Raw genomic sequence first — 16,737 nt, 5'->3', positions numbered from 1 at the left:
AAAGATTTCCTTTTCACTTTCTTTTTAAGATTATTAACTAATAGAAAACAAATCTTTAAAAATACATAATAATGAAGATTATTTGCTTTTTGCCCATTACTATATATATTTGGACATGTATTTAAAAATTTGTTTCTATGAAGATTTATATGAAATGAGGATTCAAATGAAAAAAGTTTTTATATTTTTTGTACTGTTAAACCTCTTTCTTTTTTCTGAAGGGAGAGCAATGATTTGTGATATTGAAAAGCCCATCACTCATTCGCGCACCTTATCCTCTACTTTCAATGCTCATGTTGATGCCTTTAGAGAAAGCTTAAATGGAACTTCTCCTACAAAAAAAACTTAACAGGGTTCTTGAAAATGCCAGGAATTCTTCCCTACTTAAAACGTTCTTATTCTTCTGAAAATTTTAATGAACATGGGCCTACAGACTGCACTGAGCAAGAACTATGGCTTTATAATCTCCTTTCAACGAGCTACCGCCAAGATATCAAAAAAAAAGAATTTTGCAAACATGGATCTCTTGGTGCCATTGAGAAATCCTATGTAGCTAGATTTAACCAAAATTCAAAAACTTTTGTAATGCCTCCTCTGCATCCAAATGACATTCGAAAAATTATTGATGGGATTCAGCTTGGCCTTCCTTTTACGGATATTGATATACTAGATGATGAAAGATATGGTGGAACTTATAAAGGATATTATGACTTGCTCACCTCACGCCTACCTCAATTTTGGATAACACTTTGCAACGCAAACTTTGATTCCTTAAATCGCCATGCTACGACAATATTCCACATAATGAATGCAGATAGAAGCTATATACACGCCTCTTTTTGGATTGATAGTGGAGACAATCTACAATGGTTTAGCAATCTTAAATCCACATTTACAAACCATGAAACAGTTAAAAAAAAGGAAGCCTCTCCCTCTTCAGGCATATCTCTCTTGCCAGTTGTATCTCTAAGCGATGTAAATTCCGGACCCTTAAAAAAGTATAAAGGACAAAAAGAGCCTGCTTTTTTATCTCAGGACCCTATAGAGGCTCTCAATAAACTTGAAGGAAATTTTCCAGGTCTTACGTTTGAGAATGTAAGACTATTTTGTAACGGTGGATATACGGCACATGTGGTCAGAACGACCCCTTTAATTTATATTTCATTAGGCATACAATCCGAAGAAGACAACAATTGTAGCTTATTCGCACTAAATATTACATCTGCTCTTTTAGAAATGACATTAGAAGATAGATTTACACAAAAACTTATGGATCTTGAACAACGCATGGAGGCCACAGGCTTCAAAGGACCTCAAGAAATTGAAGACCTATCCTTTGCCTTGACAGCAGAATTAAAAAAACATTTGCCACAATATTATGATACAAGTCTTGAGGGGTTTCCGAAACGGTCCCAGGCAGACTTAAACGCATTTCACATGCAGCAGCGATGGGAGGCATCAGGAGAAGAATTACATGGGCTCCTTGAGTAATATACTTCTTAATGTCATTTATACCCTATTTTAAAGGAGGCTAAAATAACGTTTCAGGGGGTGTAAGATGACGCTTATTAGCTTATTACAAGACCAAATTATTAGCCTGATTATTTAAAAAACAGAAGATCCTCAAATAAAAAGAGCTCCTTCTTTTCCTCGGGGAGGAGGATCTTGTCTTAATTCACCTTGGAGGATCTTTCCTTGGACAATGATGCCCATCGAATGAGGCTTTTCAGAAAAATCACACCTAATAATTCCGTGATTTTCAATACACCCTCCACACATGAGGATTATTTTTTCCGCTTTTAACCTTCCCTCAACATGTATTGAACCTTGGCTTCTTATTTCTAGAGCATCTGTCGTCGTCATATGCCCCTGAAGATCTGCATTCTCAGAAATAACATTGATCATTGGAGCTTCAATACTTGAATTTCCATCCATTCTCAAATCTCCCTTACTTTCAATCGCAACAGAGAAAGGAGACACGAAAACCTGACCATCCTTAAACTCCATATTATCTCCTTTTATATGAACCACGGGTTGAGGAACATGTCTTTCTGCCTCGCCCTCTTCTTCCATAGAAAAGGCAGGAAAAGCTGTTCCTAAGAGAATAGAGAGCGCACAAATTTTTTTAAAATGAGCATGAAGCATGTTAATCATTTCCTAATCGTTTATGTTTTTATAATCATAATTTGGTTTTAAGACAGCTTTTCGCCTCCTAAGATATGCACATGAAAGTGAGGGACTTCTTGACCACTATGTTCTCCAGAGTTTGAAATAAGCCTAAACCCTCCTTCTGACACTCCTAAAAGTTCAATGGTCTTTCCCACAGCTTTAAAAAAGCCAGCAACTTCTTCATTGGAAGCTTGTATAATAAATTTATTAAAACAAATATAGGCCTTCTTTGGAATGACAAGAGCATGGGTTGGGGCTTTTGGAGAAACATCATAAAAAGCAAGCGCAAAAGAATCTTCATAAATTTTTCGACACGGAACTTCCCCCTTAAGAATTTTTGCAAATACATTTTGATCGTCGTAATCTTTAGAAAAAAAAGAGGGTTTTTGCATCTTATAATGACCTTTCTTTAAAATCTCCTTAAAGATATGAGACAAAATTGTTGTCTCTCCGATAATTATGATATAAAAAAGAAATATATTAAAGGAGTCTTTTTCTCTTTTTGTTTAAAAAATTTTTCTCGCAGGAGTTGCTTCATCCATGACACCTTATTCTTTTGGATCCTCTTCACATCTGGAATGGCACGGCACAACCATCCTCGCCGTTCGCAAAGAAGGACATGTTGTCATTGCAGGAGATGGACAAGTTTCGCAAGGTCCTCTCAAAATTAAATCAACGGCAAAAAAAGTTCGTAGGCTCGGAGATGGTTCTGTCATTGGCGGATTTGCAGGCTCTACTGCTGATGCACTTACCCTTTTTGAACGTCTTGAGCATAAACTGGAACAGTATCCAGGACAACTTGCCCGTGCCTGTGTTGAACTTGCGAAAGATTGGAGATCTGATAAATACTTAAGACGCCTTGAAGCCATGATGGCTGTTGCAGATAAAACAAGCTCCTTTATTCTGACAGGTACAGGAGATGTCTTAGAGCCTGAAGATGGGATTATCGGTATTGGATCAGGAGGCCCTTATGCCTTAGCAGCCGCCCGTGCATGCATTGATTCAGATTTAAGCGCAGAAGATGTTGCCCGAAAAGCCATGGCTGTTGCTGCTGGTCTTTGTGTCTATACAAACACCCACCTTACGATTGAAAGTGTATAAACATGACTTCCTTTACCCCTCGAGAAATTGTTTCAGAATTAGATCGCAATATTGTTGGTCAACTTGACGCAAAAAAAGCGGTTGCGATTGCGCTTCGAAACCGTTGGAGACGCCAGCAATTATCTCCCGCATTACGCGAAGAAGTTTTGCCTAAAAATATTCTGATGATTGGACCAACCGGTGTTGGAAAAACAGAAATTGCACGACGGCTTTCTAAACTTGCTCAAGCCCCTTTTATTAAAGTTGAAGCAACAAAATATACAGAAGTTGGCTATGTTGGGAGAGATGTCGAACAAATCATCAGAGATCTTGTTGAAATTTCGATTCTTCAGACCCGTGAAAAACTTCGAAAAGAAGTTGCAACACGTGCTGAAGAGCTTGCTGATGAGAGAATTCTCTCTATTCTTGTCGGGGAGAATGCCACAGAAGAAACACGCCAAAAATTTGCTCAGAAATTAAATCGTGGAGATCTTAATTCCAAAGAAATAGAAATAGATCTTTTAGAAACACCAAATAGCGGCGTTCCAACTTTTGATATCCCTGGAATGCCTGGAGCACAAATGGGGATGATTAATTTAAGTGATGCTCTTGGAAAAGCTTTTGGCGGGTCTAAGACAAAAAAACGGCGTCTTACAATTGAAGAGGCAAAAATTGCCTTGATTGCTGAAGAAAGCGAAAAACTTCTTGACTCAGAAAAAGTAATCAAAGAAGCAATTTCAAAAACAGAACAAGCTGGGATCGTTTTTATAGATGAAATTGATAAAATTGCAAATAAATCTGGACGTACAGGAGGAGATGTAAGCCGAGAAGGCGTTCAACGAGACCTGCTTCCTCTTATTGAAGGAACAACAGTTTCAACAAAATATGGCCCTGTTAAAACCGATCATATTCTTTTCATTGCTTCAGGAGCGTTTCATATTTCTAAACCTTCTGACCTTCTTCCTGAGCTTCAAGGACGTCTTCCTATTCGTGTTGAATTAAAACCTCTCGAAAAAGAAGATTTTGTTAGAATTCTTAAAGAACCTGAATCAAGTCTCATTCGTCAATATTCAGCGCTCTTAGAAACAGAAAAGGTAAAACTTGACTTTCAAGACACGGGAATTGAAGAAATTGCCCTTTTGGCAGCTGAGGTCAATAATAACGTTGAGAACATTGGTGCACGTAGACTTCATACACTTCTTGAAAAACTTCTTGAAGAAATAAGCTTCACAGCTCCTGATCATCCTGATACAACTTATACAATTGATTCTAATTTTGTCCAAAAAACACTTGGAAGCCTGGCTAAAAATAAAGACCTTTCAAAATTTATTCTGTAAACATCCTACTGCTTTTATATCTTTCCCTTTTACACATCTAACACCATGAGGAAATATTATGAAGAATGAAGAAGAGTTAGAATTTGAAGAATTTATTGCTTTTATGGAAAAAACACATAGCCTTGTTGGAGATAAAATATCTAAACGCGAAGAAGGCTGGGATACTTTTTTAACGCTTATAGATGAAGCACAAGATGATATAAATCAATGGAAAAAACCTGATTTTCAAAAGCGCGTTAAGACTCTTTGTAAGAGCATTGATTGTCGTCTTATAGATCCAGAAAGTTGGGAAACCACAGATGAAATCGAGCTCTTAGCTCAGCTTTCTATTCGCAAATCGTCCGAAGAAGATGACTTTGAAGACGATTTTGAAGATGAGGATGAAGACGAAGATGAAGATGAAGATGAAAATGAATATGCAGAAGAAGATGATCGTGAGTTTGATGAAGAAGATTTCGAAGAAGATAATGATTTGAGCTTAGATGCCGAGCTTTTTGATGTTCCAATTGATGATTTTAAAATGATTGCACCTAAAGATGTCTTAGGATTTTTTGTTCTTCTGGATCGTTATATTGAATTTTATGCAAATTTCTTGAAACATTCCGAATATTCACTTCTTTTAACACATCTTCCAGAAAACCCAGATGGAACAATTGTAACGTCTGAGTTAAAATAATTTAAATTTTTGAGAAAAAAGGGAGACTAAAAATCTTTATAAGATTTATGTTATGACGTCTTCTTTTTCTTCTCTTTTTAAAAAAACAACACAAGGTGTCACACTTCGATTAAAGGTAACACCTTGTTCCAAAGTTTCTAAAATTGAATCTATCCAAGACGATGGCCCTTCCTCTTCTGGCCTTTTTCAAGAAAAAATCTTAAAAATTTCCCTTAAAGATTCTCCTGAAAAAGGCCGTGCTAATGCTGCTCTTCTAAAACTTTTATCCCGCACTTGGAAAGTCCCAAAAACAAATCTTCATCTTCTTAATGGAGAAATCTCTCGTCAAAAAGTACTCCTCATAAAAGGAGATCCCGAAAAACTTGAACAACACCTTAAAAAATGGCTTTTAGAAGTCTTTATTGAAAATTAAAAGCAGCCTCTTTCCTGTGCCTTTTTTTAAATAAATATAGGAACTTTCATGGCATCCGTTTCGTTTTCTTCACAAACCCTACTTGATGCAATCGCTCGAGAAAAAAGCATCTTCTCTGACTTACAATCCTTGGAATCTTTTAAAAAAACATCCTCTCTTGTTCTTTTACAAAAATGTCATGAAGAAAATGCACTTCTATTAGACAATTTCTTAAATTTGTATGGATGGCCTATTCCTTCACAATTTGGAGAAGACATACATGAAGCAGCTTGTCTTATTGCACTCCAAGCAACTTCTCTCCCTAACTTACAACTTCGCTTCTTAACGTGTCTCCATCGTGTCTTAAAGCGCTATAATATTGCCCTTTTAGCTCTTGAAAAAGCCCCTTATATCCAAGAAGCCCAAAAGCTTTTTTCAAAAAACTATAAAAATTATATCTTAGGGGATGAAAGTCTTCCTCATATCACTCTTTGTCAATTCTATGCTGAAGATGGAGCTCTTGAAGGCATTTTAAAAGATGTAAAAAAAATAAAAGCCTGGCCCAGTGTTAATTTCACGGGCATCAGCTTTCAAAAGGAAAAAAACACGCCCTTTTGGTGGGCAGAGCTTTCTGTTCTTTGCGAAGCTTCTCTTCTTAATTTCCAAAGTCACATTATGTCTCTTTTAAAGCAATATAAAACTGTGCCTCTTAACTTGCCTGAGAATCTTTATCGTCCACATCTTACATTAGCACGTGTAACTTCTTTAAAGATTAAAGCTATTCATGAAGATCTTTTGACACAGCGTCCTTTTACACTTGCTCTGGGAGAGTCGGATTTTTTTGGTCAATTTGTAAAAACTCGATATTAACCCCCCCCTTAAAAAATTAGAATCTTATGGTCTTATAAATTCGACATAAAGATTTGTTGCGTTTTGAGGAATTTTTTTATTTAACGTAATTTGAAAGGGATAAATTTCTCCTGGAAGAATGCGGTCTGAGGATGTATGTGCAATCCACCGATCAATAATACATCCTTCTTGAGAACATTTTTTTTGACTGTTTTTTTCTTCAGGTACATTCGAAACAAAGGCAATTGTTAGAGGGGGAATTGCAAGAGCTTTATGAGAAGTATTTAAAATATATCCCTTTAAGATAAAAATTGGATTTTGGTTTTCATCCACACCAGGTGTCCAACTAACATCCTCAAGTTCAAGAAATTGAGCAAGAGAATTTGTTTTAATGCCAAACGTTTCATAAATTTCTGTAGATGACGGCCAAATTTTAACAATATAAAAACGTCCAAAATACAAAAAAGAAAGAAATCCAAGAACCACGAGTCCCAAGAGAAGACCTAAAAAAAACCTTGAAAAAGTGCTTTTTGAAGAGGTGGGAGATATTCTTGTTGTTAAAGGTTCATAGGATGTTTGCTCAAAGCTTTGAGGTTGAGCCGTCATTGTTTCTGAAAAGGAAGCTGAAAGATGGACATTTTCCTGTAAATCTGATGTCGATTTGAATGAAGAAGATGTAGGTTCTAGTATTTTTGGCATATCTTCTGGAGGGTTTTGATGCCATGAATGACCACACGATGAACATCGAACAACACGACCTTTTAATCCTAAAGAAACGGGGTCAATAAGGTAACGCTTTAAACATTCATGACAAGATATAATCATAAAAACCAACCTATTCGCTTACGGAGACTGCCCCAAAGATCATTTTTCATTATATTATAAATGTTTATAAATGATCCGACAATACATACCTACATTCAAAAGACCTTTTTTTTCTTTTTTTTAAAGGCCTTAAAACTCATTTTTATCTTTTAAAAACATTTTTTATAGATTGGAATAAAAATTTTACTTTGTAAAGCATTTGTTTTTTATTTTGAAAAACATATTTATGCATACACCTTTGACAAAAATGTCGCTTTTTAAAATTTGAAAAAATATAAAACCTTTTCTTCAAATTTTCTAAAGATAGTTTTAAAATTGTTTCATCGCTCCTTGACTCAACCCCTTTCTCCAGGTTTAATGAAAATACTTAAAAGTTTATTTGTTTTCCAAAAAAACTTCCCTCAGGAGAAGTTATTTTTCAACCTCGTTCATGCCTTAATGAAATGCAAAAAGAAATTATTCAGTTTGATCAGGTAAGTCTCAATTTCCCAGGAGATATTTCTGTTTTTGAGAACATTTCTTTTCGTCTTCTAGAAGGAACATTTCATTTTTTAACAGGAGCAAGTGGATCGGGAAAATCTTCCCTTCTTAATCTTATTCATCTTTCTATGCGTCCAACCAAAGGACATATTCGCCTTCTGGGATATGATGTAAGTTCTGTAAAACGCTCTGAGATCCCTTTCTTTCGAAGTCAAATTAGTTTTGTTTTTCAAGATTTCCGCCTTTTAGATCATTTAACTGCGCTTGAAAATGTTGTTCTTCCTTTAAGATTACAAGGTGTTTCTTTTGAAAAATGCCGTCTCCAGGCACTTGAACTTTTAAAATGGGTGGGCCTTGAAAGATTTTATGAAGCCTATCCTTCAACCCTTTCTGGAGGTCAAAAGCAACGTATTGCAATTGCACGTGCCGTTATTACACAACCGAAAGTTCTTTTAGCGGACGAACCTACGGGAAACGTCGATGATCAAACAGGCATGAAACTTATTTATTTATTTGAAGAGTTAAATAAAAATGGAACAACTGTTTTAGTCGCAACTCATAATCAACTTCTTGCTCAAGAATTTTCTTATCCTCAACTCTATTTAGATCGGCATAAAATATCTTTAATTTTACCTTCAGCACAAGAGAATCTGAATGGCCTCTGATCTTCCAATCACCAAGAATCCGGCTGCCCGTTATGTCCCTTGGACAGTTGGGCTGATGATGTACTTAGCAAGCCTTGCCGCATTTTTATTTATTGTTGGATTCCATTTTTTTGGATCCTGGCGGCATGATCTTCGTACACATATTACGCTTGAAGTCCCGACACATTCTCTTTTTACAAGCACAAACCCTTCCAATGATATATCCACATTAATCCAAAAAATTAAAGAGGTTGTTCAAAAAACACCAGGCGTCGTTCATATATCTGTTGTTTCTCCTTCTGACGGACAAAAGCTTCTCTCTCCTTGGCTTAAAGATCAACAAATCCTTTTAAAAAATCTTCCTCTTCCAACTCTTATTGAAATTGAAAAACATCCTGACACTTTTAACGCACCTCTTCTTGAAAATTCTTTGAAAAGAATTTTTCCACTTATTCGTATTATAAATCATCAAACACACTTTTCAAAAATCTTCATATTGGGACTGTCTTTAGAAATTTTTCTTTTGACACTTATGAGCGCTTTCTTTTTCACCGCTTTTTTAACACTCTCTTTTGCAACACGAACAAGCCTTTTAATTCATAAAAATATTATTGATATTCTTTCTCTTTTAGGAGCAAGTGATGTCATTATTGCAAAAGAGTTTCAATCTCATGCACGCATCATGGCTATAAAAGGAGCTATAACGGCCTATGTCCTCTTATTTTTAACAGCTTTTCTTGCTTTCTTTTTATTTCAAGGCCATGAAATGTTTTCTTTCCCTGTTTTTATAATGCATTTTTCATGGGATCTTTTTTTAGGCTTTCTTGTGCCCGTTCTCATGGGGTCTTTCATGATTTTTTCAGCCCGTCTAAGCATCAAAAGACTCCTTAAGAAACTGGACCATGCTTAAAAGCTTTCTTTTAATCTCTATTATAAATTTTGAAATGGAGAATTTCCCTCACACATGAAACTTGTTCTTTTAGATAGAGATGGTGTTATTAATGTTTCTCCTGGAAAATCATATGTTATGTCGCCTTCTGAGATGAAGCTTATTAAAGGCGCAGGAAACGCCATTGCTTGTCTTAATAAAGCTCAAATTAAAGTTGCAATTATAACCAACCAATCTATCGTCGGCCAAGGAAGCTTAACTCTTCAAGATCTCGATCAAATTCATGAGCATCTTTTCTTACTCTTAAAAAAAGAAAATGCTTCGATCGATAAAATATTCTTCTGTCCAGATGCCCCCTACGCCCCCACACACCGCCGCAAACCAAATCCTGGTATGATTCATGAAGCCCTTGATTTTTTCAAAGCTGAGGCACAAGATACACCGTTTATTGGAGATTCTCTAACAGATCTTGAAGCTGCTTTTAAGGCGGGGTGCCCTCGACATCTTGTCCGAACAGGGCATGGAAAAGAGGTTGAGAAGAAGGGAATACCTATTGAATATTTGCCCGTTATCGTTCATGCCGATCTCGAGGCGGCTGTTAAATATTTATTGAAAAAATGATTTTAAGAGTACCTTCCTCAAAAGACTTACTTTCTATTTACCCTATCGTCTTTTTATCCTTTTAAGAAATTTGAAATTTCTAATATTCACTTTTTCTTTTTTCTCTTAACCATGCAAGGCCCTCATTGTCATGATACATATAACACCTAATCTCTTGTATTAATTTTTTAATGTTTTCTTAAAATTCTTGCAAAAATCTTTTGAAAAAGAGATGATAGGTTCCTGAAAGGCCCAATCGTAAATTGAATGAAAAATGAGTGCATCCTTCTTAAAAGCACCTTCTTTTTCCGGGATGCTCTCGGAAGATAAAAAGCAGCACCATTACTGGACATCTGTGTATTTAGCAGACACAGACTCCGGAGGTGTCGTTTATCATGCAAATTACCTCAATTTTGCTGAACGCGCGCGCACAGAATTTTTAAATCTTTTAGGAATTTATCATGCTGATATGATGCAAAAAGACACACATGGATGCTTTTTTGTTGTCCATGAATGTGCCATTACTTTTTTAAAACCTGCAATTTTTGGTGATCTTCTCGAAGTTCAAACAACTTTTAAGAAGATGACAAAAGTTCGGCTCTTTCTTTTACAAGAAATCTTTAAAGAAAATGTTTTAATTGCCCAATTGCATATTACCCTCGCCTGCGTTAAAAATAGAGAGAGCCCTACGAAAATTCCTCATATAATCATATCGGCTCTAAAACCTTTTTTAAAAGAGGACCCATAGAAAGTTTTTCTTCAGACTAACATTGGTTTTAACTTTTCTGTCACCTTAACTCAAATCTTAAAAAGGAGATCTTAGATGCCCCAACAACCTCTTCCTGCCTCAACAACTTCTTTTCCTGGTGTATCTGAACCTGTTCCTCTTGCCCCTCCTGTAGAATCTCTCACAAGTATCCCTCTTCAAGGCACAGAAACCTCCTTTGATTTTTCGATTTGGGGCCTTGTTATGCATGCAGACTTTGCTGTGAAAATTGTAATGCTCCTTCTTGTTGGCATTTCTTTTTGGTCATGGGCCATTATTTTTTCAAAATATATAAAATTAAAATACTTAAATCGCCAGGCTACTCTTTTTGAAGATATGTTTTGGTCTGGGGGGTCCTTAGACGATTTATATGATCGCGTTGGGACAAAACCTCAAACACCCCTTGAAAATATTTTTTCAGCAGCCATGCGTGAATGGCGTCGCAGTCTTTCTCGAGGCGTTGATAAAACACAAGAATTTAAAGCAACCCTGCAAGAACGCATTGAACGTATTATGCATGTTAGTGTCTCGCGTGAGTTGGAAGATCTTGAAAACCAAATGGGAGTCTTGGCTTCTACGGGATCTGTCTCACCTTTTCTTGGTCTTTTTGGAACAGTCTGGGGGATTATGGTGAGCTTTCAAGCAATTGCGGCCTCAAATAATACGAATTTGGCTGTTGTTGCGCCTGGCATTGCCGAAGCTCTTTTTACAACAGCATTAGGTCTTATCGCAGCTATTCCAGCCGTTGTTGCTTATAACAAACTTTCCAATGACATTAATCGCTACGGCAACCGACTTGAGTCATTTTCTCAAGAATTTGGAGCCATAATTTCCCGTCAACTTGAGGAGAATGCATAAAAAATGGCTTTTAAACTTCCCTCTTCTTCTCAACATAGAAGATCTCGACGCTCTTTTTCTCCCATGAGTGAAATCAATGTTACGCCCATGGTTGACGTTATGCTTGTGCTTCTTGTTATCTTTATGGTTACTGCTCCTCTTTTAACAACTGGTATTGCTGTTGATCTTCCAAAAGCAGCAATATCTTCTCTTACAGAATCTGTGGAACCTCTCACGATTGTTATTAATGAAAAGGGAGTGGTCTTTATACAAGAGACGGAGACCCCTCTTGAGACCCTTACAGCTCGACTTATTGCTGTGACCCAAAATAATAAAGAGGCACGCATTTACGTAAAGGGTGACAAAGCTTTAAGTTATGGAGAAATCATTCGTGTTATGGGGCTCATTGGTGCAGCAGGCTTTACAAAAGTGGCCCTTTTGACAGAGGCCCCTCAAACACCATCTAAAAACCTTCCAAATTCCCGTTTTTCTTCAAAAAAAGATGTGAAAGGTTAAAAGGATGGGATTAGGTTTTGTTCTTTCAGGGCTTCTTCATCTTTTTTGTTTAGCTCTCCTTATTTTTGGAATTCCTGCTTGGAAGCCCCCCCTTCCAGAACTTCCTAAACCAATCCCTATTGAAATTATTAATATTTCTGAGCTGAGCGTGGCTCCTCCTCCTAAAAAGTCTGAAGATGAGCCCACAAAACCTCTTTCACCAGTTAAACCTGACCCGCTTCCTGAACCAGATCCGATCCCTGAACCTGAACCAATGCCTGTTTCTGAACCTGTACCGGAGATTATCCCTGAACCAGTGATTGATCCTCTTCCTTCTCCTGAACCTGCACCTCTTCCAGAGCCTGAAAAAAAACCAGAGAAAATAACTCCAGAAGTTAAAAAACAACCCAACCTTCCTGCTCCTCCTGAAAAACCAAAGCCTCTTAAAAAGGAAGAAAAGGAAAAATCTTCTAAAAAAGAAGAAAAAAAAGAGAAGAAACAAGTTAAAAAGAAAGAAGATTCCTTCTTTAATGATATTGAAAAAGCTTTAGAAAATCTTGATGATAAAAAGAAAGAGAGGCAACCAAATATCGGTGATAAGGCTGAGAAGGCTCAACCTAACGAAGCGAGCATCATTGGGGATGAGCTTTCTATTAGTGAATTAGATGCATTAAAACGTCAGTTAGCAGAGTGCTGGTCTCCTCCTAGTGGCATGCAAAATGCTGAAACAATGATCGTTGAACTCAATGTTTCTATTCAACCTGACGGAAGTGTACGGGATGTAAAAATAGTTGATCTAAATCGCTATCAAAGCGATACTCTTTTTAAGCCCGCTGCAGATGCTGCGCGTAGAGCTGTTCTAAACCCAAAATGTAACCCTCTAAAAATACCACCCAATAAGTACGAATCGCTTAAAACCTTTATTCTTAAATTTGATCCAAGGGAGATGTTTTAAATGTTTAAAAAATATAGACTTTCTCAAATACTTTTGAATACAATTTTTTTAGGGCTTAGTCTTTTAATTTTTTCTTCTCCAGTTTCGTCAGAAACGGTGGTTGAGATTACGCAAGGAACCTTTGAACCAACCCCTATTGCTATTCCTGATTTTATAGGAGCGAGTCCTGAAGAAAATGAAATTGGGGCTGAGATGTCTCAAATTGTAAGCAATGATTTAAAAACTTCTGGACTTTTTAGACCTCTTGCACAATCAAGTTTTATTGAAAATATCCATCAAATGGGAGAAATCCCCCGTTTTGGAGATTGGCGTCTTACAAATGCCCAAATTCTTGTAACAGCACGTGTCCGAAAAGAAGCACGACTTTTGCGTGTTGAGTTCAGGCTGTGGGATGTGTTTTCAGAAAAACAATTGGAAGGCATTGCCTTTACAGGAGATCTTTCTGACCTCAGACGTCTTGCCCATAGAATTTCTAATGCTGTTTATAAACGCATTACGGGAGATACGGGTTATTTTGACACTCAAATTGTCTACATTGCAGAATCTGCTCCTAATACGAAAAAGAACACACGCCGGTTAGCTATTATGGATCAAGATGGTGCCAACCATAAATTCCTTTCGAATGGTCAAAATCTCGTCCTAACACCTCGTTTTTCACCCATTGATCCTCAAATTGCTTATATGGGATACACAGGTCAGAAAAAATCCATTGAAGCTCAAGTTTATTTAATGAATCTCAAAACAAATCAAAAATCCCCAGTGGGTAAATTTAAAGGAATGACATTCGCACCTCGGTTTTCTCCAGATGGCTCTCATCTTATATTCAGTCAAACACAAGGCGGATATTCTTCTCTTTATGTCCAAGACTTAAAAACACATGCGGTTAAACGTCTGACGAATTCACCAGCCATTGATACATCTCCGTGTTATTCTCCAGATGGATCTCAAATTGTCTTTAACTCGGATCGAGGAGGAAAACGAGAACTTTATGTTATGAATAAAGATGGATCAAATCCGCATCGAATTAGCTTTGGAGATGGCATTTATGCAACACCTGTTTGGTCCCCTCGGGGTGATTTAATTGCCTTTACAAAAATAACAAAAACAAAATTGTGCATTGGTGTAATGCGTCCAGATGGATCAGGCGAAAGGCTTATATCACAAGGGTTTATCGTCGAAGGACCTACCTGGTGCCCGAATGGACGACTCATACTTTACACCCGTCAAACACCCACAGATCGAAAAGGCCGAGGAGGAACAAGCCGACTTTACGCCATTGATATCACCGGAAAATATGAATATATGCTTCCGACGCCCCAAGATGCATCAGCTGGAGCATGGTCCCCTCTTGATTATCATTGAGAGAAAGTTTATTGATTGCATGAGTAAGACACCTTTAATGAACCGAGCTAGTGACAATCTTCTTGTCCTAAAAAAGGAGCATGTAAAGGTATTTTAAAGTTTGCAACTGATCCTTATACATGGTTAAATAGTCTTAAGGATGTTTTTTATAAGAGGAATATGCGTTTTTAATCTCTTAGAGATTAAAAGATAAAGAAATTCTTCTCATAAAAATAACCAAAAGAAAATTATGTTGAAAGATCAAAATGTTTAAAGGAATGAAAAGGGGGAACCTACAAATGCGCATTAGAGATTTAGCTCTTTTGTCTTGTGTTGCACTCACAATTGCAGCGTGCGATACAGTACCTACAACGACTGATGATAGTTCTTTACAAGCCGGTCAAGGCTTAGATGCTAGTGGTTTTGCGTTAGGCAGCCAAGAAGATCTCGCTGTAACAGCTGGTGATCGCGTCTTCTTTGGTTTCGATCGTTTTGATCTCATGCCTGAAGGTGAACAAACAGCAGAACGTCAAGCTAGTTGGCTTCAAAAATATCCTAACGTAACCATTACAATTTCTGGATATTGTGACCCACGTGGAACAGAAGAATACAACCTTGGTCTTGGAATGCGTCGTGCAAATACGCTTAAATCTGCTCTTGTTAATGCAGGTGTTGATGAAAGCCGCATTGCAACAATTAGCTATGGAAAATCCATCATGCTCGCTGAGGGTTCCACAGAAGCCGCTTTTGCACAAGATCGCGCCGCTGTTGTTACACTTAACTAAGAATTTTCGATACGCTTTAAAAGCCGGAAGTTATTCTTCCGGCTTTTTTTGTTGAACAATCCTTCATTATCATTTAGGTTTCAACACATACAAAGATATGTCTCTAAGACTCTTATGAGGAGGAATGCCAGAGCGGTCGAATGGGGCGGTCTCGAAAACCGTTGTGCCTTTAAAAGGTACCGTGGGTTCGAATCCCACTTCCTCCTCCATGCATTAGACTGAAAATACCCATGATAAAACACATTCTCATTTTAGGAGCAGGCGGTCAGCTTGGATCCATTTTATCAAAATCTCTTTGGCCAAACGATTACAAAATCACGGCGCTTACCCATGCCGAACTTGATTTGAATGACCGAGATGCGCTTCATCGTCTTTTTTCAGAAAAGGGCCCTTTTCAAGCCGTTCTTAATACCGCAGTCTTTATGCCCGTCGACCAATGTGAAAAGTTTCCGGAGCAGGCTATAGAAACGAATGGTCTTTCTCTTCTTTCTCTTGCCCAGATTTGTAAAGCACAGGAAACTCTTCTTGTTCACTTTTCAACAGACTACGTTTTTGATGGTTTTAAAAGGACCCCTTATGAAGAAACTGATCTTAAAAACCCTCTGAATGTCTATGGACGAAGTAAATATATGGGAGAACTCATCTTAGAAAGCATTAAATGTCCTTATTTTTTAATTCGAAGTTCCTGGATCTTTAGCCATTATGGACATAATTTTGTCAAAAAAATGTGGGATTGGAGTTTTCAGGATCGTACCCTTACCATTGTCAATGATCAAATAGGCTGTCCTACATTTGCTGGAGATATCGTGGACGCAGTCCAATGCGTCCTTCTGTCCTATTTTAATAATCCAGAATCTTTTCCTTTTGGAACATTCCATTTATGCGGGAAAGAAGAAACAACGTGGTATGACTTTGCCTGCTTTATTTTGGAGGAAATCGCACTACGACAAAAGACACAACTACGCCTTCAGCCCATCAGTTCAAAAGAGTATCAGAGCCTCACCGACGGCGTTGCTGACAGACCTCTTTATGCCGCTCTTAATTGCCAAAAGATAAAAAATACTTTTGGAATTTCTCAAAAAGAATGGAAAGGTGCTGTTAAAGACGTCATAAAGTATCTTTTTCAAAAAAATTAAACTTCTTAAAAATCACGTCTACACAAACCATACAACATCTTTCCAATTTCCAAGATCTTCTTTTTTTGAAGAAATACGGCTTTTCCAATTTTGTGTGTGGATTTCAAGTTTATGACCATCTGGGTCTAGAAAATATAAAGACTGCCCAGGAGACGTATTGTCTTTAAAAATTTGAGCACCTGAAGCCTTAATTTTCTGAGCCATATTTTCAAAATCAATCTCAGAAACTGTAAAGGCATAATGTGTATAGCAAGGAGAAGGCATGCGTTTTTCATCTCCATTCAAGCAAAACCAAAAGGCAGAGCCTTCTTGATCAGATTTTTCTCCGACTAAGAAATAGGCGCCTTTTTCCCATTTAACAAGGGGAATAAGACCTAAAATCTCTTTATAAAACTTAAAAGACTGATCAACGTTTTGGACAGCTAAAGTAATACTATTTCCATAAATTAAAATAACAAGTATGATGTTCTGCAAATGGAAGC

Annotated in this window: 21 protein-coding genes and 1 tRNA gene; 18 read left to right on the top strand and 4 right to left on the bottom strand. The window is 37.2% G+C overall.

The genetic code is table 11. The features are described from left to right. Positions 1-166: 166 nt before the first annotated feature. A complete protein-coding gene (locus tag JSS34_02455) occupies positions 167-349 on the top strand; it encodes a hypothetical protein (protein MBS0185203.1) in 183 nt (60 codons plus the stop codon). A gap of 14 nt (positions 350-363) precedes the next feature. Next, positions 364-1,491 carry a hypothetical protein gene (locus JSS34_02450; protein MBS0185202.1) on the top strand — a complete coding sequence of 376 codons (1,128 nt, stop codon included), beginning with the start codon at positions 364-366 and terminating at the stop codon, positions 1,489-1,491. 132 nt (positions 1,492-1,623) lie between these two features. Here the strand turns inward: JSS34_02450 and JSS34_02445 are convergent, their stop codons facing one another. Next, positions 1,624-2,145 carry a hypothetical protein gene (locus JSS34_02445; protein MBS0185201.1) on the bottom strand — a complete coding sequence of 174 codons (522 nt, stop codon included), beginning with the start codon at positions 2,143-2,145 and terminating at the stop codon, positions 1,624-1,626. Positions 2,146-2,192: 47 nt separating this feature from the next. Then, positions 2,193-2,561: an HIT domain-containing protein gene (locus JSS34_02440; protein MBS0185200.1), complete on the bottom strand. Its 369-nt coding sequence runs from the start codon at positions 2,559-2,561 to the stop codon at positions 2,193-2,195. Positions 2,562-2,709: 148 nt separating this feature from the next. On the opposite strand from JSS34_02440, the gene hslV reads away from it, so the two are divergent. Genes hslV through JSS34_02415 form a run of 5 tightly spaced genes read left to right on the top strand, consistent with a single transcriptional unit; the run spans position 2,710 to position 6,523 of the window. Further along, complete coding sequence (gene hslV, locus JSS34_02435; protein MBS0185199.1) at positions 2,710-3,270, top strand: ATP-dependent protease subunit HslV; 561 nt, start codon at positions 2,710-2,712, stop codon at positions 3,268-3,270. A 2-nt stretch (positions 3,271-3,272) separates the two neighbouring features. Beyond that, a complete protein-coding gene (gene hslU, locus JSS34_02430; GenBank protein ID MBS0185198.1) occupies positions 3,273-4,586 on the top strand; it encodes an ATP-dependent protease ATPase subunit HslU in 1,314 nt (437 codons plus the stop codon). A gap of 58 nt (positions 4,587-4,644) precedes the next feature. Further along, a complete protein-coding gene (locus JSS34_02425) occupies positions 4,645-5,262 on the top strand; it encodes a hypothetical protein (GenBank protein MBS0185197.1) in 618 nt (205 codons plus the stop codon). A 52-nt stretch (positions 5,263-5,314) separates the two neighbouring features. Beyond that, positions 5,315-5,674 carry a DUF167 domain-containing protein gene (locus JSS34_02420; GenBank protein MBS0185196.1) on the top strand — a complete coding sequence of 120 codons (360 nt, stop codon included), beginning with the start codon at positions 5,315-5,317 and terminating at the stop codon, positions 5,672-5,674. A 48-nt stretch (positions 5,675-5,722) separates the two neighbouring features. Then, positions 5,723-6,523 (top strand): hypothetical protein, encoded by an 801-nt coding sequence (locus JSS34_02415; protein ID MBS0185195.1) that lies wholly within the window; start codon positions 5,723-5,725, stop codon positions 6,521-6,523. Between the two features lie 24 nt (positions 6,524-6,547). On the opposite strand, the gene JSS34_02410 is transcribed toward JSS34_02415, so the two are convergent. Beyond that, on the bottom strand, positions 6,548-7,327 hold the full coding sequence (locus JSS34_02410; GenBank protein MBS0185194.1) for a zinc-ribbon domain-containing protein: 780 nt from the start codon (positions 7,325-7,327) through the stop codon (positions 6,548-6,550). A gap of 443 nt (positions 7,328-7,770) precedes the next feature. On the opposite strand from JSS34_02410, the gene JSS34_02405 reads away from it, so the two are divergent. The 11 genes from JSS34_02405 (at position 7,771) to rfbD (ending at position 16,255) form a co-directional block, all read left to right on the top strand. After that, positions 7,771-8,472, top strand: a complete 702-nt coding sequence (locus JSS34_02405) for an ATP-binding cassette domain-containing protein (protein MBS0185193.1) — start codon at positions 7,771-7,773, stop codon at positions 8,470-8,472. After that, on the top strand, positions 8,462-9,361 hold the full coding sequence (locus JSS34_02400; protein MBS0185192.1) for a hypothetical protein: 900 nt from the start codon (positions 8,462-8,464) through the stop codon (positions 9,359-9,361). Before JSS34_02405 ends, JSS34_02400 begins: the two co-directional genes overlap by 11 nt. Positions 9,362-9,415: 54 nt before the next feature. Then, positions 9,416-9,961 (top strand): HAD-IIIA family hydrolase, encoded by a 546-nt coding sequence (locus tag JSS34_02395; GenBank protein MBS0185191.1) that lies wholly within the window; start codon positions 9,416-9,418, stop codon positions 9,959-9,961. A gap of 253 nt (positions 9,962-10,214) precedes the next feature. Then, complete coding sequence (locus tag JSS34_02390; protein ID MBS0185190.1) at positions 10,215-10,688, top strand: YbgC/FadM family acyl-CoA thioesterase; 474 nt, start codon at positions 10,215-10,217, stop codon at positions 10,686-10,688. A gap of 75 nt (positions 10,689-10,763) precedes the next feature. Beyond that, a complete protein-coding gene (gene tolQ, locus JSS34_02385; GenBank protein MBS0185189.1) occupies positions 10,764-11,564 on the top strand; it encodes a protein TolQ in 801 nt (266 codons plus the stop codon). Between the two features lie 3 nt (positions 11,565-11,567). Continuing rightward, positions 11,568-12,059, top strand: a complete 492-nt coding sequence (tolR, locus tag JSS34_02380) for a protein TolR (GenBank protein ID MBS0185188.1) — start codon at positions 11,568-11,570, stop codon at positions 12,057-12,059. Positions 12,060-12,063: 4 nt separating this feature from the next. Further along, the gene (locus JSS34_02375) at positions 12,064-12,993 is read left to right on the top strand and encodes an energy transducer TonB (GenBank protein MBS0185187.1); all 930 of its coding nucleotides are present in this window, start codon (positions 12,064-12,066) and stop codon (positions 12,991-12,993) included. Beyond that, positions 12,994-14,355, top strand: coding sequence for a Tol-Pal system protein TolB (gene tolB / locus JSS34_02370; GenBank protein MBS0185186.1), 1,362 nt, complete (start codon positions 12,994-12,996; stop codon positions 14,353-14,355). It begins immediately after the preceding gene. Positions 14,356-14,633: 278 nt separating this feature from the next. Next, complete coding sequence (locus tag JSS34_02365; GenBank protein ID MBS0185185.1) at positions 14,634-15,119, top strand: OmpA family protein; 486 nt, start codon at positions 14,634-14,636, stop codon at positions 15,117-15,119. Between the two features lie 118 nt (positions 15,120-15,237). Further along, a tRNA-Ser gene (locus tag JSS34_02360) sits at positions 15,238-15,328 on the top strand. 21 nt (positions 15,329-15,349) lie between these two features. Further along, entirely contained in the window at positions 15,350-16,255 is a 906-nt protein-coding gene (gene rfbD / locus JSS34_02355) for a dTDP-4-dehydrorhamnose reductase (protein MBS0185184.1), read from the top strand. 18 nt (positions 16,256-16,273) lie between these two features. Here rfbD and JSS34_02350 read toward each other — a convergent pair whose 3' ends face one another. Continuing rightward, a complete protein-coding gene (locus JSS34_02350) occupies positions 16,274-16,708 on the bottom strand; it encodes a VOC family protein (protein ID MBS0185183.1) in 435 nt (144 codons plus the stop codon). Between the last annotated feature and the right edge of the window lie 29 nt (positions 16,709-16,737).

The sequence above is a fragment of the Pseudomonadota bacterium genome (assembly GCA_018242545.1).
Taxonomy (GTDB): domain Bacteria; phylum Pseudomonadota; class Alphaproteobacteria; order 16-39-46; family 16-39-46; genus 16-39-46.
The sequence above is the reverse complement of the archived record's forward strand: the minus strand, read 5'-3'. Positions and strand labels throughout refer to the sequence as shown.